Annotated in this window: 20 protein-coding genes; 15 read left to right on the forward strand and 5 right to left on the reverse strand. The window is 72.6% G+C overall.

From position 1 onward, the window contains the following. The first annotated feature begins 149 nt into the window (after nt 1-149). The 5 genes from HC362_RS26540 (at nt 150) to HC362_RS26560 (ending at nt 6,095) form a co-directional block, all read left to right on the forward strand. The gene (locus tag HC362_RS26540; protein ID WP_243086656.1) at nt 150-1,307 is read left to right on the forward strand and encodes a hypothetical protein; all 1,158 of its coding nucleotides are present in this window, start codon (nt 150-152) and stop codon (nt 1,305-1,307) included. A 171-nt stretch (nt 1,308-1,478) separates the two neighbouring features. Next, a complete protein-coding gene (locus HC362_RS26545) occupies nt 1,479-2,876 on the forward strand; it encodes a hypothetical protein (protein WP_243086657.1) in 1,398 nt (465 codons plus the stop codon). 193 nt (nt 2,877-3,069) lie between these two features. Further along, the gene (locus tag HC362_RS26550) at nt 3,070-4,668 is read left to right on the forward strand and encodes an ABC-F family ATP-binding cassette domain-containing protein (RefSeq protein ID WP_243086658.1); all 1,599 of its coding nucleotides are present in this window, start codon (nt 3,070-3,072) and stop codon (nt 4,666-4,668) included. A 347-nt stretch (nt 4,669-5,015) separates the two neighbouring features. Continuing rightward, complete coding sequence (locus tag HC362_RS26555; protein ID WP_019358282.1) at nt 5,016-5,237, forward strand: helix-turn-helix domain-containing protein; 222 nt, start codon at nt 5,016-5,018, stop codon at nt 5,235-5,237. 78 nt (nt 5,238-5,315) lie between these two features. Next, nucleotides 5,316-6,095, forward strand: coding sequence for an enoyl-CoA hydratase/isomerase family protein (locus tag HC362_RS26560; RefSeq protein ID WP_243086659.1), 780 nt, complete (start codon nt 5,316-5,318; stop codon nt 6,093-6,095). Between the two features lie 134 nt (nt 6,096-6,229). On the opposite strand, the gene HC362_RS26565 is transcribed toward HC362_RS26560, so the two are convergent. Further along, the gene (locus tag HC362_RS26565) at nt 6,230-7,018 is read right to left on the reverse strand and encodes a hypothetical protein (RefSeq protein ID WP_243086660.1); all 789 of its coding nucleotides are present in this window, start codon (nt 7,016-7,018) and stop codon (nt 6,230-6,232) included. Between the two features lie 227 nt (nt 7,019-7,245). Here HC362_RS26565 and HC362_RS26570 point away from each other — a divergent pair, with 227 nt between their 5' ends. From HC362_RS26570 to amaP, 5 genes are all read left to right on the forward strand, one after another. Then, a complete protein-coding gene (locus HC362_RS26570) occupies nt 7,246-7,755 on the forward strand; it encodes an Asp23/Gls24 family envelope stress response protein (protein ID WP_209267147.1) in 510 nt (169 codons plus the stop codon). Between the two features lie 124 nt (nt 7,756-7,879). Further along, nucleotides 7,880-8,068: a hypothetical protein gene (locus HC362_RS26575; RefSeq protein ID WP_243086661.1), complete on the forward strand. Its 189-nt coding sequence runs from the start codon at nt 7,880-7,882 to the stop codon at nt 8,066-8,068. A gap of 22 nt (nt 8,069-8,090) precedes the next feature. Beyond that, nucleotides 8,091-8,471, forward strand: a complete 381-nt coding sequence (locus HC362_RS26580) for an Asp23/Gls24 family envelope stress response protein (protein WP_243086662.1) — start codon at nt 8,091-8,093, stop codon at nt 8,469-8,471. Beyond that, entirely contained in the window at nt 8,468-9,223 is a 756-nt protein-coding gene (locus HC362_RS26585; RefSeq protein WP_243086663.1) for a DUF6286 domain-containing protein, read from the forward strand. The genes HC362_RS26580 and HC362_RS26585 overlap by 4 nt, the downstream gene beginning before the upstream one ends. Before the next feature lie 75 nt (nt 9,224-9,298). Further along, a complete protein-coding gene (gene amaP, locus HC362_RS26590; protein WP_243086664.1) occupies nt 9,299-9,895 on the forward strand; it encodes an alkaline shock response membrane anchor protein AmaP in 597 nt (198 codons plus the stop codon). Nucleotides 9,896-9,928: 33 nt separating this feature from the next. Here the strand turns inward: amaP and HC362_RS26595 are convergent, their stop codons facing one another. The 4 genes from HC362_RS26595 to HC362_RS26610 form a co-directional block, all read right to left on the reverse strand. After that, nucleotides 9,929-10,708: an SDR family oxidoreductase gene (locus HC362_RS26595; protein ID WP_243086665.1), complete on the reverse strand. Its 780-nt coding sequence runs from the start codon at nt 10,706-10,708 to the stop codon at nt 9,929-9,931. A 260-nt stretch (nt 10,709-10,968) separates the two neighbouring features. Continuing rightward, nucleotides 10,969-11,769, reverse strand: a complete 801-nt coding sequence (locus HC362_RS26600) for an SURF1 family protein (RefSeq protein WP_243086666.1) — start codon at nt 11,767-11,769, stop codon at nt 10,969-10,971. A gap of 25 nt (nt 11,770-11,794) precedes the next feature. Continuing rightward, on the reverse strand, nt 11,795-12,847 hold the full coding sequence (locus HC362_RS26605; RefSeq protein WP_243086667.1) for a DEDDh family exonuclease: 1,053 nt from the start codon (nt 12,845-12,847) through the stop codon (nt 11,795-11,797). Between the two features lie 58 nt (nt 12,848-12,905). Further along, a complete protein-coding gene (locus tag HC362_RS26610; protein WP_243086668.1) occupies nt 12,906-13,568 on the reverse strand; it encodes a helix-turn-helix domain-containing protein in 663 nt (220 codons plus the stop codon). Nucleotides 13,569-13,710: 142 nt separating this feature from the next. Between HC362_RS26610 and HC362_RS26615 the strand changes: the two genes are divergently transcribed. The 5 genes from HC362_RS26615 (at nt 13,711) to HC362_RS26635 (ending at nt 19,063) form a co-directional block, all read left to right on the forward strand. After that, nucleotides 13,711-14,532 (forward strand): acetoacetate decarboxylase family protein, encoded by an 822-nt coding sequence (locus tag HC362_RS26615; RefSeq protein WP_243086669.1) that lies wholly within the window; start codon nt 13,711-13,713, stop codon nt 14,530-14,532. Next, the gene (locus HC362_RS26620; protein ID WP_243086670.1) at nt 14,532-15,416 is read left to right on the forward strand and encodes an SDR family NAD(P)-dependent oxidoreductase; all 885 of its coding nucleotides are present in this window, start codon (nt 14,532-14,534) and stop codon (nt 15,414-15,416) included. The genes HC362_RS26615 and HC362_RS26620 overlap by 1 nt, the downstream gene beginning before the upstream one ends. A 33-nt stretch (nt 15,417-15,449) precedes the next feature. Next, nucleotides 15,450-16,754: an amidohydrolase family protein gene (locus tag HC362_RS26625; RefSeq protein ID WP_243086671.1), complete on the forward strand. Its 1,305-nt coding sequence runs from the start codon at nt 15,450-15,452 to the stop codon at nt 16,752-16,754. Continuing rightward, nucleotides 16,736-18,049: an amidohydrolase family protein gene (locus HC362_RS26630; RefSeq protein WP_243086672.1), complete on the forward strand. Its 1,314-nt coding sequence runs from the start codon at nt 16,736-16,738 to the stop codon at nt 18,047-18,049. Before HC362_RS26625 ends, HC362_RS26630 begins: the two co-directional genes overlap by 19 nt. Nucleotides 18,050-18,163: 114 nt before the next feature. Beyond that, nucleotides 18,164-19,063, forward strand: a complete 900-nt coding sequence (locus tag HC362_RS26635; protein WP_243086673.1) for a sterol desaturase family protein — start codon at nt 18,164-18,166, stop codon at nt 19,061-19,063. The last annotated feature ends 22 nt before the right edge of the window (nt 19,064-19,085 follow it).

Here is a 19,085-nt window from a genome sequence, read left to right on the forward strand (position 1 = left end):
GGGCAACAGGACGCGGCGCCAATTCGGCCGGCCCCCCGGCGGCACCCGGCCGACCGGCCCCGTTTCCCCGGCGTTTCCCCCGTGCGGTGGTCACCCTCCCGGACCGCTCCGTTGGTTTCGCCCGCCCGATCGCGTCAACACTGAGGAAGATGCGTCTGCGAACCGCGGCATGGGCCGCCACCTCCGTGCTCGGTACCGGCGCGGCCACCCTGGCGGCCGGACGGTACGCCGCCGACGCCGCGCTGCGCCCGCCGCGCCCACGGAACGACGGCGGCAGCAGACCCACAGCGGGCTTCGAGGGCACCCGGCTGACCGTGCACTCGCACGACGACGCGCGGATCGCGGTCACCCGCTCCCTGGCGGCCAGGCTTCCCGGGGTCTACGGGCTGACCGGGCGTGGCGTCCACGCCGTCGTCGGACCTGTGCTGGAGGACGCGACGGCGGCCGAACCACGCCCGCACGCCGTCGTACGGGAGCTGCGCCGTGTCGACCGCGGCCGGCTGAGCATCGGCGCCACCGTCCGCCTCACCCCGCAGGTCTACGTCGGCGACCCCGGCGAGGCGCTCGGCATCGAGTACGCCGACGTCGAGATCCCCGGCGAACTCGGCCCGCTGCCCGCCTGGTTCGTACCCGGGGACCGCAGTGCCTGGGTGATCACCGTGCACGGCCTGGGTGCCACTCGGGAACACCCCTTGACGCTGCTCCCGTTCTACCGCAGCCACAGCCTCCCGGTGCTCGACCTTGCCTACCGGGGCGACGAGGGAGCGCCGCCGTCCCTGGACGGCATCGGCCACCTGGGCAACTCCGAATGGCGCGACCTGGACGCCGCCATCCGGTACGCCGTCGAGCACGGCGCCCAGCGGGTGATCCTGCACGGCTGGTCCAGCGGCGCCACGATGGCCCTGCACGCAGCGACGAACTCCCCGCTGCGGGACCGTGTGGTCGGCCTCGTGCTGGACTCGCCCGTACTGGAGTGGTCCCGCACGGTGCGTGCCCTGGCGAGCTCACGGGGAACCCCCCGCGCGCTGCTGCCGCTGGTGGTGCGTGCCGTCCAGGGGCGCGCCGGTCTGCCCGAGGGCCGGGATGCGCCGCTGGTGGACCCGGCGAAGCTGACGGTGCCCACGCTGCTGCTGCACGGCCCCGCCGACACCATCGCCCCCTGGGACGGCTCCCGGGCGCTGGCCGCACACCGCCAGAAGCTGGTCTCCCTGCACAAGATCGCGCACGCCCCGCACGCCGCCATGTGGAACGCCGACCCGCACGGCTACGAGGAGAAGCTGCGCCGCTTCCTCACCCCCTTCATGTGAGGGACCCTCCTGCCTTTCATGTGAGGGACCCCTCCGGCCGCGTCACGCAGGTGAAACCGTGTCACGCTGAGCCCTCCTCAGAACCCCGCGCACATCCGTGCGGAGAGTGCCGGCGACCGGAAACGGCACCCCAGGTTTGGGTTTCAACGGCACAGCATGAAGACTGCTCCTGTGACGACGTCCCGTACCCCGGGGGACAACAGGCTCCGCCTCGTTCCCCGACAGCCCGTCGCCGCCGCCCGGCGCACTGTGACGACCAGGCGCTCCGCCAGGACGCCACCGCCCCCGGACGGTGTGCTGCCGCGCGACCAGCTGGCCCGGCACGCGCGTGCCTGCCTCGCCGACGCCGTGCGGGTGGCCCAGTGGGCCGCCGAGACCGGCCGCTCCCCGCAGCCCGGGCCCGAGGCCGAACGCGCGGCCGAAGCGCTGCGAATGACGGTCCCCTTGGTGCGCACCCACTGGGACCGGGCCAAGCTGGCCGGGCTCATCGAGCTCCACGGGGACACCGCCAGGGCCGGCTGGCGGCTGCGCGCCTGGGACCGCGACGACAGCGCCGTGCTGCGCGGCTGGGTCGCCCTCTTCGACGCCTGGTCGCTGGCCCACCCGGCGCCGCTGCCGCACGAGCAGAGCCTGGTGGCGGAGATCGTCGAGGCGGTGCCGCAGTTCCTCTCCGTGATGCACCTCTCCGGCGGCCCCGTCACCTTCTCGCTGCTGCACGACCTGCTCGCCCAGCGCATCGCCGAGCTGCGCGCGGAACGGGACACCAATCAGAACGGGACGGGCCGCGCCATGGTCGGTGTCGCCCTGCCAGGACTGCTGGACTGGGCGCTGGACGGGCTGTCCGCCGTAGGGGCGCTGACCCGCTGCCCGGACGAGGAGCCCGCCGACGAGAACGGCGTGCGGCAGGGCTCCGCGGTCCTCACCCCGTTGGGCAACTGGGCGGTGTGGACCAAGCTGGAGCAGATCTGCGTCGCCGCGCAGAGCCCGGCGGGGAACATCGAGCAGTCGGCCGAGGAGATGCTGCGCGGCTGCGCCCGGATGACCCCCGGGCCGGCGCGTGACGAGTACCGGGCCTGGCTCGCCGCGCGCCCCACGGGGCCGGCCGTCACCGAGCTGCTGGAGGCGGCGCGGGGTGAGGACGCGCTCATCCGGGGACTCGCCTTCGAGGCCCTGCGGGTGGTGGGTGCGCCCGCGGAGGAGGCCGTGCAGCAGGCCGCCGAGGAGCCGACGCTGCGGCCCTACGCGCTGCTGTGGCTGGCCGAGCAGGCGGGCACCGACCCGGAGGACCTGGCGGGCGGGGCACCCGGCGTGCTCACCCGGCAGGAGGCGACCTGGCTGTGGGTGGACACCGCCGCCGCCGTCACCGACCACGGCGAGGAGCGGCTCCTGGTCGACCACCTGGGCACCGCCGTACAGGGCTCGGTGCCCAAGCTGCTGGAGGACGTGCGCGCCACCGGCCACCCGCGCACCGTGCAGGTGCTGGTGGCGCTGGCCGCCGCACACCCGGACCCGGCGCTGGCCAAGGCCGTACGCCGGGCCGCCTTCCAGGTGCACACCGGCGGGGGGTGACCGCCTCCGGCGGGCCGGCCGGGGCAGGCGGCGCACCGGCGCCGTCGAGCGTTCGACCGCGCGCCGGAAAAGCGTTTGCGCCGCGCCGGTAGACTGGCTCTCATGCCTCATCTCCTCGTGCATTAGGCGTGCGTACGCCGCTTCCGCACTTTTTCCGTACGCACGTCCACAGTCCTGCCTTGGAGTTCCTCAAGTGATCACCGCAACCGGTCTTGAGCTGCGCGCCGGAGCCCGCGTCCTCATCGAGTCGGCCACCTTCCGCGTCGCCAAGGGCGACCGCATCGGCCTGGTGGGCCGCAACGGCGCGGGCAAGACCACGCTCACCAAGTGCCTCGCGGGCGAGGGCGTGCCCGCCTCCGGCGCCATCACCCGCAGCGGCGAGGTCGGCTACCTCCCGCAGGACCCCCGCACCGGCGATCTCGACGTGCTGGCCCGCGACCGCATCCTGTCCGCGCGCGAGCTGGATGTGGTGCTGCGCAAGATGCACGAGAACGAGGAGCGCATCGCCAATGGCAAGGGCGCCACGCGCGAGAAGGCGATGAAGAAGTACGAGCGCCTGGAGACCGAGTTCCTCACCAAGGGCGGCTACGCGGCCGAGGCCGAGGCCGCCACCATCGCGGCCAGCCTCGGGCTGCCGGACCGGGTGCTCGGCCAGCCGCTGCACACCCTCTCCGGCGGCCAGCGGCGCCGCGTAGAGCTGGCCCGCATCCTCTTCTCGGACGCCGACATCCTGCTCCTCGACGAGCCGACCAACCACCTGGACGCCGACTCGATCGTCTGGCTGCGCGACTTCCTCAAGACCTACCGCGGCGGCCTCATCGTCATCTCCCACGACGTCGACCTGGTGGAGACGGTGGTCAACAAGGTGTTCTATCTGGACGCCAACCGGTCGGCCATCGACATCTACAACATGGGCTGGAAGCAGTACCTCACCCAGCGCGAGGACGACGAGAAGCGGCGTCGCCGCGAGCGGGCCAACGCCGAGAAGAAGGCGGCGGCCCTCAACTCGCAGGCCGACAAGATGCGAGCGAAGGCCACCAAGGCGGTGGCCGCCAAGAACATGGCGCGCCGCGCGGAGAAGCTGCTGTCCGGGCTGGAGGGGGAGCGGCAGTCCGACAAGGTCGCCAAGCTCCGCTTCCCCGACCCGGCGCCCTGCGGCAAGACGCCGCTGATGGCCGAGGACCTGTCCAAGTCCTACGGCTCGCTGGAGATCTTCACCGGCGTCGACCTGGCCATCGACCGGGGCTCCCGGGTCGTCATCCTCGGCCTCAACGGCGCGGGCAAGACGACGCTGCTGAGGCTGCTCGCCGGTGTCGAGGAGCCCGACACCGGCAAGGTCGTCCCAGGGCACGGCCTCAAGCTGGGCTACTACGCGCAGGAGCACGAGACGCTGGACCCGGACCGTACGGTGCTGGAGAACATGCGCTCGGCGGCGCCCGACATGGACCTGGTCGCCATCCGCAAGACGCTGGGCTCCTTCCTCTTCTCCGGTGACGACGTCGACAAGCCCGCCGGGGTGCTCTCCGGCGGTGAGAAGACCCGGCTGGCGCTGGCCACCCTCGTCGTCTCCTCGGCCAATGTGCTGCTGCTGGACGAGCCGACCAACAACCTCGACCCGGCCAGCCGCGAGGAGATCCTGGGCGCCCTGCACACCTTCACCGGGGCCGTCGTGCTGGTCACCCACGACGAGGGCGCCGTCGAGGCGCTGCAGCCGGAGCGCATCATCATGCTCCCGGACGGTGTCGAGGACCTGTGGGGCGCGGAGTACGCGGACCTCGTCGCCCTTGCTTGATCCATCCGGGATGGATCATTCGGCCGACGGTTGATCCTTCATCTGAGTGAGAGCGGCTCGTACCCCGGCGCGGCCCCACGGCCGCGCCGAGCGTCCGTGGCAGGAGCCCTCGCCGCGCTCACCCCCTCCTCACGGTGCGCCGCTGACCTGGCGGTTTCCCCACTGTCCCGGCTCGGAACGGGTCGTGCACGTGCATCTGCATGCGGCCCCGAACGGTTGCCACGGCACACCGTTGGCGTGCACAAGTTCCCGAGCCGCTCACGAAGACCTTGCCGAATGGGTGGCCAGATGTGGGGGGAGGGGTGATCATGAGAGTCACAGAGCGCACTTCCCATGAGGAGGCACGGGTGGCCGAGACTCTGAAGAAGGGCAGCCGGGTGACCGGCGCCGCGCGCGAGAAGCTCGCGGCAGACCTCAAGAAAAAGTACGACTCCGGAGCGAGCATCAGGGCGCTGGCCGAAGAGACGGGTCGTTCCTACGGGTTTGTGCACCGGATGCTCAGCGAGTCGGGTGTAACCCTGCGCGGACGCGGCGGAGCGACACGAGGCAAGAAGTCGAGCTCCTCCTGAAGGAGGCTTTCGGGCGTTCCCTCCTGTGGTTACTCTTCGGTTGGCAATACTGCTGGGTAACCACCGGAGGAAACCTCGATGACCCTGCTCAACCAGGACGGCGTACACGTCGCCGCCGACGGTGAGGTGGCCACGGTCACCCTCACCAACCCGGCCAAGCGCAATGCGCAGACCCCCGCCATGTGGCGGGCGCTGGCCGAGGCGGGACGCGTGCTGCCGGGGACGGTCCGGGTCGTCGTGCTGCGCGGCGAAGGCAAGTCCTTCTCCGCAGGGCTCGACCGCCAGGCGTTCGAGCCCGAGGGCTTCGAAGGCGAGCGGTCCTTCCTGGAACTGGCACGCGACACCGACGAGGAGCTGGACGCCGCCATCGCGGAGTACCAGCAGGCGTTCACCTGGTGGCGCCGCCCGGATGTGATCAGCATCGCCGCGGTCCAGGGGCACGCCATCGGCGCCGGATTCCAGCTCGCTCTCGCCTGCGATCTGCGGGTGTGCGCGCAGGACGTGCAGTTCGCCATGCGGGAGACCAGTCTCGGACTGGTCCCCGATCTGACCGGCACCCACCCGCTGGTGGGCCTGGTCGGCTATGCGCGGGCCCTGGAGATATGCGCCACCGGCCGCTTCGTCCACGCCGAGGAGGCCGAGCGCTTCGGCCTCGCCAATCTGGTCGTCCCCGCCGAGGAACTCGACGGCGCCGTGACCGATCTGACCGCCGCGCTGTTGGCTGCGCCGCGGGATGCGGTGATCGAGACCAAGGCCCTGCTCGCCGGGGCGGGGGCGCGTACGTACGAGGAGCAGCGCGCCGCCGAGCGGGGCGCTCAGGCGCGCCGCCTTCGCGCCTTGGCGGGCCTCACCGACTGAGGGGCTGCCCTCTTATGGCGCCCGATGAGGGGGTGCCGCTTGCTGTTGTTTGCGGGCTGCGGGTCGTGTTCGGCTGGTCGCGCAGTTCCCCGCGCCCCTGACGGGGCAGTCCCCATGCGGGGTGCGCGAGTTGGTCACACCCGCTCGATGGCGGCCACCACGACGGCGACCGTCACCTTGCCGGACGCACCAAGCGCGGAGCGCGCCGCATCGGCGGCCGCCCGCGCGGTGTCCAGGGCCCGACGGGTAGGGGCGAGCCCCAACTGGAGCAGGACGTGACAGCGGCGGTCCGTCGCCGGGTCACCCTCGATCTGGACGGCGGCCGCCGCCGGCCCCGCGGCGACGTGGGAGAGGGCCGGACCCGCCACGGGCGCGAGCCGGACCACGCCCTGCACGGCGAGTACAGCGCGCGACACCCGCTCGGCCGCACGGCTGTGGGCAACCCCGGCTGACCCGGAGACCCCCGCTTCGGGGGCCGACCCGGGGCCGGGACCGCCCCCCGGTCCCGGGTCGGCCTCCACGGCCTCCGTCTCCAGCAGTTCGGTGACCCGCAGATCCACGGTCTCCAGCGGAAGCCCCAGCTCCTCCTCGGCGGCGGTCAGCAGCGAGCGCCGTACGTCGTCGGCGGCTGCGGGAACCGGCCTTCCGGCAGGTACCGCCAGTTCGGCGGTCAGCGTCAACGGGCCGGGCGGCAGGGCGCTGGGCGGCGGAGGTACGGCGGGTTCCGCCGCGGCCCGCGGACTGGTGAGCTCCACCCGCACAGCGCTCAGCCGCGCGCCCGGCACCGCCCGTACCGATCTGCCGAGTACGGCGAGGGCCGCCTCTTCCGTCACCCAGGCACCGTCGGCGGCCTCGCCCAGCGGCAGGAGCCGTCCCAGACCGATCTGCCGCCGTACCGCGTGGGTCAGCCGTTCCGCCGTCATGGCGTGCACTTCCCTTCGCCTTCGCTGCCGTAGCCCTAGCCGTAGCCGTGCCGCAAGGAGACCCTTCCGCGTCGACGGTGCTCCCTCGCGTGCCGCACGGCGTACGGGGGGCGCAGTCACCCGGTTGGCGGCGCGCGCCGGATCTGCGCGCGCGGGGGGCTCCGTGCCGTGCTTACGGTGAGCAGCGGAGCGGCAGACCGCTTCGAACCTCCGAAAGGGGCGCAGAGATGTCCGACACCAGTACGTCCGCCCGCTCCGAGACCCCCACCGCGAGCACGGCCAACCAGCCGGCGGGCGGCGCGACCGAACGCTCGCGCCGACCCGGTGGGTTGCCGTCGGCGGGCTCTCGCGGGCGCACCACCATCGCCGACGGAGTCGTCGAGAAGATCGCGGGCATGGCCGCCCGCGACGTGGTCGGCGTCCATGCGATGGGCGGCGGCATGGCCCGCACCCTCGGCGCCGTCCGCGACCGCGTGCCCGGCGGCGGCCGCTCCGTGACCCGAGGCGTCAAGGCCGAGGTCGGCGAGGTGCAGACGGCGCTCGATCTGGAGATCGTCATCGACTACGGCGTGTCGATCTCCGATGTGGCGCGCTCGGTGCGGGAGAACGTGATCTCGGCCGTCGAGCGGATGACGAGCCTCGAGGTGGTCGAGGTCAATATCGCCGTGAGCGACGTCAAGCTGCCGGACGAGGAGGACGAGGAAGAAGAGGACCAGGAACGGCCCCGTCTGCAATGAGTACGCGCAGGAGCGGTGAGCGGCGCGGCCGGCGGCAGCGCGGAGCGGTGCGCACCGGCGGCGGACCTGGCGAAGTGATCGCGCGCCGCGTGCCCTGCCGCGGTGCCGAGCGAAGGAGCGCACGATGAGCATGGCCTTTGCCGGCATGATCGCCGGCCTGGCGCTGGGCTTCGCCGGATACTTCGGCGGTTTCGGAGCCTTCGTGCTGGTGGCGGCGCTGGGCGCCGTCGGCTTCCTGGTGGGCAGGTTCGTGGACGGGGATCTGGACGCGGGGGACTTCTTCCGCGGCCGGGACAGCGAGCGCCGCAGGTGACGTCGGGACGGCAGGTGGACAGGTGACTCACGCGCAGGTCCCCGCGGGCGAGCGGGGGGCGACCCGGATCGCCGAGAAGGTGGTGACCAAGGTCGCGGCCCAGGCGGCGCGGGAAGCGCTGCGCGGGGCGCGGGCAGGTGACGGCCGGTCCGCGGCCGGGCCGCCGGTACGCCGAACAGTCCCCCATGCGGCCGTCACTGTCCGCGAGCGGACGGCGCGGGTCCGGCTCGGGCTGGAGCTGGGCTACCCCTCGGACATCGGTGCCCAGTGCGGTGCCGTACGGCGCCGCGTCATCTCCCGGGTGGGCGAACTGGTCGGCATGGACGTACCGGACGTGACCCTGGAGATCGAACGGCTCCACTCGGCGCATCTCAAGGGCGGCAGCTCCGGGAGGGTGTCGTGACCCCGGAAGCCGACGCGAGCGGCGGCGGCCCGGCGGCCGGACACCCCGCGGCGCACGGCTCGGCGCACAGCCGGGGAGCGGGCACCACGCTGGAGAAACCGCCGGGAGGCGCCGGGCACTCCGAGCCCCCGGGGCCGCCAGGCCCCGAGCCCCCCGGCTCCGAGACGGCGCCGGACGGGGCAGCGGGCGGTCCTGGCGCGGGGGAGGGGAAGGCGGGCCGGTTCTGGTCGGTGCGCAGAGCCCCGGCCGGGATCGCCGCGCTGCTGCTGTTCGCCGGAACGGGTGTCTTCCTGTACGACGTGGCTTCTGTGCGGGCCGACCGTCCCGGCATGGCCTGGCGGCGGACCCTCACCGACGAGCTGGCCGGCCGGCGCCTCGACGACACCTATCTGCTGGCGGGCGCCGCCGCGCTCGCCGCGATCGGGCTGTGGCTGCTGGTGCTGGCGCTCACCCCGGGGAAGAGGTCGCTGCTGACGATGCGGCCCGACATCCCGCAGGTGCGCGCGGGACTGGAACGGTCGGCTGCCGCGCTGGTGCTGCGCGACCGGGCGATGGAGATCTCCGGCGTGCAGTCGGTACGGGTCGACGTCACGCGCCGCAGGGTACGCGCCCGGGCGACGGCGCACTTCCGCGACCTGGAAGAGGTACGCCGCGACCTGGACGCCGTGCTGGGCGACACCATCGGCGACCTGGGCCTGGCCAGGCGGCCGAACCTGTCCGTACACGTACGTCGGCCGGGGAAACGACGGTGACGACCGCGAGACGACGGTGACGACTGAGACGAGGGTGACGGCGGTGACGACCGAGACGACGGTGAGGCGAGAGCGATGCTGCGGATCGTGAACCGGGTGCTGACCGCACTCCTCGGGCTGGCGCTGCTCGCGCTCGGCCTCGCCGTGCTCTTCGCCGGGCTCGACCTGCCACGCCGCTGGGACGTCCATATGCCTTCCGGCTGGCCGTGGGACCGGCCCGGGGACGTGGTGCTCAGCGACGCCGACCGCACCCGGTGGACCGACGAGGGCTGGTGGTGGCCGGTGGCTCTCGCGGTCCTGGCCGCGCTGTTCGTGCTGTGCCTGTGGTGGCTGCTGGCGCAGCTGCGGCGGCAGCGGCTGGACGAGGTCCTGATCGACAGCCGGGACGGCGAAGGCGCCACCCTGCGCGGGCGCGCCATCGAGGACGTCATCGCTGCGGAGGCGGAGTCCCAGCCGGGCGTCGACCGGGCCCGAGTGACGCTGACCGGACGGCGCGGCCGGCCCCGGGCCCGGATCGGCCTGGTGCTGACCGCGCACGCCAGGCCGGGACCCGCCGTTCACCAGCTCCGCCGGGAGACCCTCGCCCATGCGGTGACCTCGGCAGGGCTGGAGTCCCTCCCGGCCGAGGTCAGAATGCGCGCGGCGCGCCACCGCGCGGAGCGCGTGAGCTGACGGCCGCCGCGGAAACCCGCGGCACGCGCGCCGTCAGATCCCCCGCAGCGCTCCGCCGTCCACCGGGAGCATCACCCCGGTCAGATACGAGGCGGCGGGGGAGAGGACGAAGGCGGCCGTGCGGCCGAACTCCTCGGGGGTGCCGTAGCGGCGCAGCGGAATACCCGCCGAGTTGCGCTCACGGGCGGCGTCCCCGTCGCCGGACAACGAGTCGAGGTACTGCAGCCGCTCGGTGGCGATCCGGCCGGGCATCAGTCCCAGCACCCGGATACCGCGCGGCCCCAGCTCGTCGGCCAGCGTCTTGGCGAACCCGGCCAGCCCTGGACGCAGCCCGTTGGAGAGGGTCAGCCCGGGGATCGGTTCCCGTACGGAGCCGGAGAGGACGAAGCCGATCGCCCCGCCCTCGCCCAGCTCGGCCGCGGCCGCGCGCGCCAGCCGGACGGCGCCGAGGAAGACGCTGTCGAAGGCCGTCTGCCACTGCTCGTCCGTGAGCTGGTCCGCGGGCACCCCGGCCTGCGGGCCGCCGACGCTGATCAGCATGCCGTCGAACCGGCCGAACCGCTCCCGGGCCGCCGCGATCACCCGGGCGGGGGTCTGCGGGTCCGCGTTGTCGGCGGCGACACCCAGCGCCCGTCCCTCGGCCCCGGACGCCTCGACCCCGAGCCGCGCGGCCGCCTCCTCGGCCGACTTCTCCGAGCGCCCGGTGACCACCACCCGGGCCCCCTCGGCGAGCAGTTGAGCAGCGGTCGCGAACCCGAGCCCCCGGGTTCCACCGGTGATGACATAGACGCGCTCTGAAAGTCCAAGGTCCATACGAGCAGTCTGCCTGAACGCCGAACGGCATGGTCACCGCCCCCGATCCGCTGCCCCCCACCTACCTCCCGCCGCAACGGCGGGCAACCACGGCGGCGGGGGTCCGGCGGAAGATCAGACGGGCTCATCCGGCCCGTCGCCTGCCGCGGTGGCGGGAATCGCGACTTCTCGGCCGAAAGTGCCCGGGGGTGGGGGCGCAGCCCCGCACCTACCTCCCGCCGCAACGGCGGGCAACCACGACGGTGAGGGTCCGGCGGCGGTCAGACGGGCTCAGCCACTACGTCCGGCTGCTCCGCACCGGCGGCGGCCGCGCGCCGTTCCTTGGCCTCGCGGCGGACGAGGACGACCCAGCCGACCGGCACCGCTGCGGTGAACAGCCACCACTGCACGGCGTAGGCCATGTGCGGCCCGATGCTGCTGTGATCGGGCTCGGGCAGCACCGCCGGCTGTTTGCCCGCCGGCTCGGGGGAGGTCCTGACCAGTTGGATGAAGCCGCCCAGCAGCGGGCGGTCCACCTCCTTGGCCTGCTTGTGGCTGTTGATCAGCATGACCTGGCGGTCGGGCAGGCCCTTGGTGTCCTTGATGCCGCTGGCCTCGGTCGTCTCGTCGGGCATCATCCGGCCCACCACGCCGACCCGGCCCTTCGGCGGCGCGGGCACCTCGGGGAACGCGGTCAGGTCGCGGTCGGCGCGGATCCAGCCGCGGTTGACGAGGATCGCCGAGCCGTCGTCGAGGACGAGCGGGGTGACCACGAAGTAGCCGATGGTGTCGCGGTCAGGCCCTGTGCGGTGCCGTACGACGACCTCGTGCGCCGTGTCGTACGTCCCGCGCGCGGTGACCGTGCGGAACTTGTCCTCCTCGGCGGGCTCCCGGCCCTTCCCGGTCAGCTCGGTGACCGGCACCGTGGGCGCCGCCAGGCTCGCGGCCACGGCCTCGTTGCGCGCGACCCGGCTCTCGTGGCGGTGCAGCTGCCAGAAGCCCAGCTTGATCATCGTGGGGATCAGCACGAGACCGAGCAGGGTGAGGATCACCCACTGCCGGGACAACAGGAAGCGGTACACGTCTACTGACGGTACCCCGCCCCGCTCAGCCCTCCGGCGCGGGGGCCACGTCCTGGAGGAGCTGGGTGAAGGCGGCCTCGTCGATGACGGGGGTGCCGTAGGTGCGGGCCTTGACCACTTTCGAGGTGGGGGAGTCCGGATCGTTGGTGACCAGCAGACTGGTCAGACGCGAGACACTGGTGGCGATGTGCAGCCCCGCCTCGATGGCACGGTCCTCCAGCAGCTCCCGGTCGACCGAGGTGTCCCCGGAGATGGCGACGCGCATCCCCTGCACCAGCCGCCCCTCCGGTTCGTACCGGCCGGGATTGGGATACGGGCAGGCGGGGCGCTTGCGCGAGGGCCGCCAGGTGCCGTAGCCGCCGCCGGGACGGTATCCACCCCTGGTGCTCGCCCCGCCCGAGGCGCGGCGCGGCACCACGGCGTCCGACCACTCGCTCAGCGGCTGGCACGCCAGCAGCGGCAGCCGCACCTGCTGGCGTGCCGCCAGATGGAGGCTGGGACGGAACGCCTCGGCCAGCACCCGGGCGTCGTCCAGCGCGTGGTGCGCCCGCTGCTGGACCACGCCGTAGTGCGCGGCGAGGGACTCCAGCTTGTGGTTGGGCAGCGGCAGGGACAGCTCCTTGGACAGCGCGATGGTGCACAGCCGCTGGCGCACCGGCGCCTCACGCCTGGCCCGCGCGTACTCCCGGGCGATCATCGACCAGTCGAAGATGGCGTTGTGCGCGACCAGGACACGCCCTGCCAGCCGGGTGGCGAACTCCTCGGCGATGTCCGCGAAGAGCGGCGCGTCGGCCAGCGCCTCGGCGGTCAGCCCGTGGATCCAGGTGGGGCCCGGATCGCGCTGCGGATTGACGGGCGAGTACCAGTGGTCCTCCACCTCGCCACGGGCGTCCAGGCGGTAGACGGCCGCGGACACTATCCGGTCGTCCCGGGCCAGGCCCGTGGTCTCCACGTCCACCACCGCGTAGCCGTCCGGATATCCGGACGGCCAGTCGAGGGGTGGCCGGGCGTCGGCGGCGGGCTGCGCGGGGATGCGCGTGGACGTCCCGTCCGTGCGTGCCGTCTGGTCTTCGAGCATGGTCACAGAGAATACGGGGCGGTACTGACAGCGCTTCACGGCCGTCGCCTCAGATGCCTCAAATCTCCAGCTCCGGGGGCGAATCGGGCACTGCGAAGAGGCCGTCGACCAGCGCCCGTATCGTCGATTCGAACACCTTCCCGGCGTCCGGCGGTCTCGCAAGCGCGCGTACCAGCGCCGGATCGTCCAGCTCTCCCTCGCCTGCCCTCGCGCCCGCCCACAGCTCCGGCTCACCGGGGTGCTGTGCGGGTGCGCGCTCCCGGTTGCGTTCGACCAGGACCTGACCGACGACCGCGAACTGTACGGCGCGCACCGCCTCCGCGGCCCGCGCCCCGCGCAACCCGGCGGCGTGCGCCTCCCGCACGAGCGCCCGCTGCGCCGCGAGGAACATCCGTTCCGTCAGGCCCCGTTCGTGCACCATCGCGATCAGATGCGGACGGGCGCGCAGTTCGCGCCGCAGTGCCCGCGCGATGGAGACCGTCCTGGCCCGCGGCGTGCGGCCATGTGCGCGGATCTCGCCCAACTCCCGTACGGTGCGCTCGACAAGAGCCTCCAGCAGCGACTCGCGGTTGCCCACGTGCCAGTAGATGGAGGTCACCGCGGTGCCGAGCTCGGCGGCGAGCCTGCGCATGGTGAGCGCCTGTGGGCCGTGTTGCCGCACCAGCGCAGCGGCGGCGTCCAGCACCGCCTCGCGGCTGAGCGGGTCTGTCGGTCTCGGCATGTTCCCCCAATTCCGGACGTTCGTGTGTCTTTACCCTTCACGGAGTCTGCTGTAACGGTGTTACAGCGTCACAGCGTTATCGGCGTTGCAGCCACAGCGCCTCCCGCGCGCTGTCCCGTGCTGTCCCATGGAGGTGTCGCAGATGGCACGTGTCCGGTACGGCCCCCGCGACGAGACCGAGATCAGACGGACGAGCCAGGCCCGCTCCGCGCTCCCGGACATCTGGTCCACCGGCGTGCTGGCCGTCTGGGAGACCGACCCCGAGGTGGTGGCCGCCGTGCTCCCGCCGCCTCTCGAACCGGCCGGACGCCCGCTGGTGCGGGCCGGTATCAGCCAGGTGCGGCTGCCCGGCTGTCCGCTGGGCGCGGGCTCGGTCGCGGTTGCCGCACGCCACGGGGAGACCGACGGCTGGTATCCGCTGGTGATGCCGATGACCCACGAGCGGGCCCTCGTCGGCGGCCGCGAGGTCTTCGGCGAGCCCAAGAAACTCGGCGACGTCACCCTTCGGACCGGCCCCGACGGCACGGTCAGGGCCGGCCTCGCCCGGCACGGCATCACCTTCGTCGAGGTCACCGGCACGGTGGGCGGGGCGCTCCCGCTGCCGCCGCCCGCCGAGAAGCTCGACTTCTACTTCAAGTTCCTGCCCGCGGTGGACGGCGACGGCTTCGACGGCGATCCCCTGCTGGTGCACTGTCTGCGCCGCGAGAAGGTCCGCAAACTGGAGTCGGTCACCGGCGAGGTCGTCCTGCGCGAGTCACCGCAGGACCCGGTGGCCGATCTGCCCGTACGGCGGATGGTCGAGATCACCCTCGGTGAGAAGACCGGCGACCAGCGCGGCCGTGTCGTCGAACGCGTCAGTGCGCACGCGCTGCTGCCCTATCTGCACCAGCGCTACGACGACGCCGCGCAGGCACACGACGCACCCCCGCAGCCGACGGGTGCGAGCGCGGAGGGGAGCGCCTGATGCGGCTGCGAGCGGGACAGACAGCCGTGGTCACCGGTGCGGCCGGCGGCATCGGCCTCGCCCTGGCGCGCCGATTCGCCGCCGAGGGGCTGCGGGTCGTACTGGCCGATGTGGAGCGGGCCCCGCTGGAGAAGGCCGCAGACGCGCTGCGCGCGGACGGTGCTCGGGTGCTGGCGCACCTCACCGACGTGAGTGAGCCCGAGTCCGTCGAGGCGCTGGCCGAGGCCGCGTGGCAGGAGTTCGGCGCCGTCCATGTGCTGTGCAACAACGCCGGCGTCGGCTCGGGCGCCGAGGGCCCCATGTGGGACCACGAACTCAACGACTGGAGGTGGGCGTTCGCCGTCAATGTCTGGGGCGTCTTCCACGGCATCCGCTCCTTCGTGCCCCGGATGCTGGAATCGGGTGGGCCCGGCCACGTCGTCAACACCTCCTCGGGCGACGGCGGAATCGCGCCGCTGCCCACTGCTTCGGTGTACGCGGTGACCAAGTCCGCCGTCGTCACCATGACCGAGTCCCTCTACGCCCAGCTGCGGGCCGAGTCGGCGCCGGTGGGCGCCTCCGTGCTCTTCCCAGGCCCGCACATGCTGCGCACCGGCCTGTGGGAGTCCTACCGCAACCGCCCCGAGCGCTACGCCAAGACCCGTCCGCGCAAGACCCCCTACCGCACGCTCGACCAGTGGGAGGCGGCCATGCGCGCGTCCGGACAGGAGGTGCGTTTCACGCCCGTCGAGGATGTCGCCGAGTTCGTCGTCGCCGGGATCAGGGACGACCGCTTCTGGATGCTCCCGCCCAGTGAGCACAGCGACGCCCAGATCCGCGCCCGGGCCCGCTCCATGCTGGAGCGCGCCGACCCGGGCTACCTGGAGAGCTTCGTACTCGATTAGCGACCAGCGACCGGCCGGAGAGAGGCCCCAGCCATGCAGACGACGCACGACGACCCGTATCTGATCATCTCCTCCGACTGCCACGCCGGGCTGCCCACCGAGCGGTACCGGCCCTATCTGGAGAGCGCCTTCCACCGCGAGTTCGACGACTTCCTCGCCCAGCGCGACGCGCGGATCGAGGAGTCCACGCGCCTGGGCATCCGCAACGAGACGTTCGCCCGCAAGTGGTTCGAGGACAACGAGGAAGGGCTGCGCGGCGGCTGGGACGCGGTGCGGCGTGTCAAGGAGCTGGACGGCGACGGGGTGGCCGGCGAGGTGGTCTTCCCGGACGCCGACGCCGTCGACAGCGGCACCGCTGCACCCTTCGGCGTCGGCCTGGGCCTCAGCGGCGACCAGGACCCCGAACTGGGGATGGCCGGTGCGCGGGCACACAACCGCTGGCTGGCCGAGTTCTGCTCCACCCATCCGGAACGGCACTGCGGCGTGGCGCTGCTGCCGGTGACCGACGAGGTGGAGCGCGTTGTCGCGGAGATCCACCGCGCGAGAGAGTCCGGCCTGGGGGCGCTGATGATCCCCGCCATGTGGGTGGACAAAGCCCCTTACCACGACCGCCGCTACGACCCGGTGTGGGCGGCGGCCGCTGAGACGGGCATGCCGGTCATCACTCATTCGGGTGCGGCTCCCCGCCACGAGTACGGCGACCATCTGGGCATCTACGTCAGCGAGGTCACCTGGTGGCCCGCGCGCCCGCTGTGGTTCCTGCTGTGGTCCGGCGCCTTCGAGAGGCACCCGGGGCTGCGGTTCGGCGTCGCCGAGTCCGGCTGCTGGTGGCTGCCCAACCTGTTGTGGTTCATGGACCGGCTCTATCTGGGTGCGCACGGCGGCAAGAAGCTCTCGCCGTTCGCCGAGCTCAAGCGCCCGCCGCACGAGTACCTCGACCGCCAGATCTTCGTCTGCGCGACCAACACCAAACGGCGCGAGCTGGCCCAGCGCTACGAGATCGGCGTCGACAACATCCTGTGGGGCAGCGATTTCCCGCACCCCGAGGGCACCTGGCCGCGCACCAGGGAGTGGCTGCGCGAGACCTTCCACGACATCCCGGTCTCCGAGACCCGGCGGATGCTGGGCCAGGCCGCCGCTGAGGTCTTCGGCTTCGACACGGCTGCGCTGGCACCCCTCGCCCGGCGGATCGGCCCCACCCCCGCCGACCTGGGCCAGCCCGCCGGCCAGGGCCCGGTCGAGGAGTCCTGGCGCCGCGCCCGCGAGACCGGTCGGCACTGGCTGACCGGGCACGACTTCCCATTCGTGGGGAGGGAGACATGGGAGAGGGAGATATGACCCGCACCGGCGACGGCCGTACCGCCGACGGCCGTACCGCCGACGGCCGCACCGCCGTCGGCCGCACCGCCGACCGCTACACCGTCGTCTCCGCCGACTGCCACGCGGGCGCCGACCTGCTCGACTACAAGCCGTACCTGGAGAAGCGGTACCACGACGACTTCGACGCCTGGGCGGCCACCTATGTCAACCCGTACGAGGATCTGCTCGCCGACACCGCCGACCGCAACTGGAACTCCGGGCGACGGCTGGCCGAGCTGGAGGCCGACGGGATCGTCGCTGAGGTCGTCTTTCCCAACACCATCCCGCCGTTCTTCCCTTCCGCATCCCTGCTGGCGCCCGTGCCCACCCGTCAGGAGCTGGAGAGGCGCTGGGCCGGGCTGCGCGCGCACAACCGCTGGCTCGTCGACTTCTGCGGCCAGGTACCGGGGCGGCGGGCAGGTGTCGCGCAGATCCTCCTCAACGACGTCGAGCAGGCAGCCCGGGAGGTGCGGTGGGCCCGGGAGGCGGGGCTGACGGGCGGGGTGCTGCTGCCCGGCGTACCGCCGGGCTCGGGCATCCCCGAGCTGTACTCGAAGGCGTACGACCCGTTGTGGGCCGTCTGCGCCGAACTCGATGTCCCCGTCAACCACCACGGCGGCTCGGCGTCGCCGCCGCTGGGGGACGAACCGGCCGCGCGCGCCGTCTTCATGGTGGAGACGACCTGGTTCTCGCACCGCGCCCTGTGGCATCTGGTCTTCGGCGGCGTCTTCCGCCGCCATCCGACGCTGCGGCTGGTGCTGACCGAGCAGGGGTCGGGTTGGATTCCCGGCGTACTGGAGATGCTGGACTACTACCACGAGCGGCTGGTCTCCGCCGCCGGCCGGTCGGCCGCGACCGCCGAGTCCAAGTTCGGCGCGGGGCTGGCCGAGTCGATGGGGCCGCGGCCCAGCGAAGTGTGGCGTGCCAACGTCCATGTGGGGGCGAGTTTCATGCGGCCGCACGAGGTGCCGCTGCGCGAGCGCATCGGCCTGGGGAAGATCATGTGGGGCAGCGACTATCCCCACGACGAGGGCACCCACCCCTACTCGCGGGAGGGGCTGCGCGCCGCCTACGCCGGACTGCCGGCCGAGGAGGTCGCCGCCATGGTGGGTGGCAACGCCGCCCGGGTGTACGGGTTCGATCCGGAGTTCCTGGCCCCGATCGCCGCGCGGGTCGGGCCCACGGTCGCTCAGATCGCCGAGCCGCTCGTCCAGGCCCCGGCCGACGCCACCAGTCCTGCCTTCGCACCGGGAGGGGGAGTGCGGGTGTGGTGAGGCGCCAGGACCGGGTGCGGGGCGGTGGGCCGGGCACGGGGGCGGGGCCGAGGAATGCATACCAACCGGTAACAACCCCTGGCGCGCGCCCTCCGGCGGCCTTACCTTGCTGACATGCCGTCTAGCCTGCCTGATGTCGTCCTCTGGTCCATCCCGGCCTTCGTCCTGCTCACCGTCCTCGAAATGGTGAGCTACCGCCTGCACCCGGACGAGGACTCCGCCGGATACGAGGCGAAGGACGCCGCGACCAGCATCACCATGGGGCTCGGCAGCCTGGTGTTCGACGCGCTGTGGAAGATACCGATCGTCGCCGTGTACGCGGCGATCTACGAACTCACTCCGCTCCGCGTCCCGGTCCTGTGGTGGACCCTGCCCCTGATGCTGCTCGCCCAGGACTTCTTCTACTACTGGTCCCACCGCGGCCACCATGTGATCCGCATCCTGTGGGCCTGCCATGTCGTGCACCACTCCAGCAAGAAGTTCAACCTCACCACGGCGCTCCGCCAGCCGTGGACGACCTGGACCGTGTGGCCGTTCTACATACCGGTGATCGCCTGCGGGGTCCATCCGGCCGCGCTGGCGTTCTGCTCCTCGGCCAACCTCGTGTACCAGTTCTGGATCCACACCGAGCGCATCGGAAAGCTCCCCGCACCCATCGAGTTCGTCTTCAACACGCCCTCGCACCACCGGGTGCACCACGCCTCCCAGGGCAGCTATCTGGACCGCAACTTCGGCGGCATCCTCATCGTCTGGGACCGCCTCTTCGGCTCGTTCGTACCGGAGACGGACGCCTGTGTCTTCGGGCTGACCAAGAACATCAACACCTACAACCCGCTGCGGGTCGCCACCCACGAGTACGCGGCCATCGCCCGCGACCTGCGCGCGGCGCGCAGCTGGCGGGAGCGCGCCGGACGCCTCTTCCGCGGCCCGGGGTGGCAGCCGGAGCCGGCCCGTCCCACGGCAGAGGGGGCCGGACCGCGCGAACGGTCCGGCCCCCTCCAGGAGCTGTCCTAGGGCTTGCGGGGCGGCAAGCCGG

It is taken from the genome of Streptomyces sp. 891-h, from assembly GCF_022760275.1.
Taxonomy (GTDB): Bacteria; Actinomycetota; Actinomycetes; order Streptomycetales; family Streptomycetaceae; genus Streptomyces; species Streptomyces spirodelae.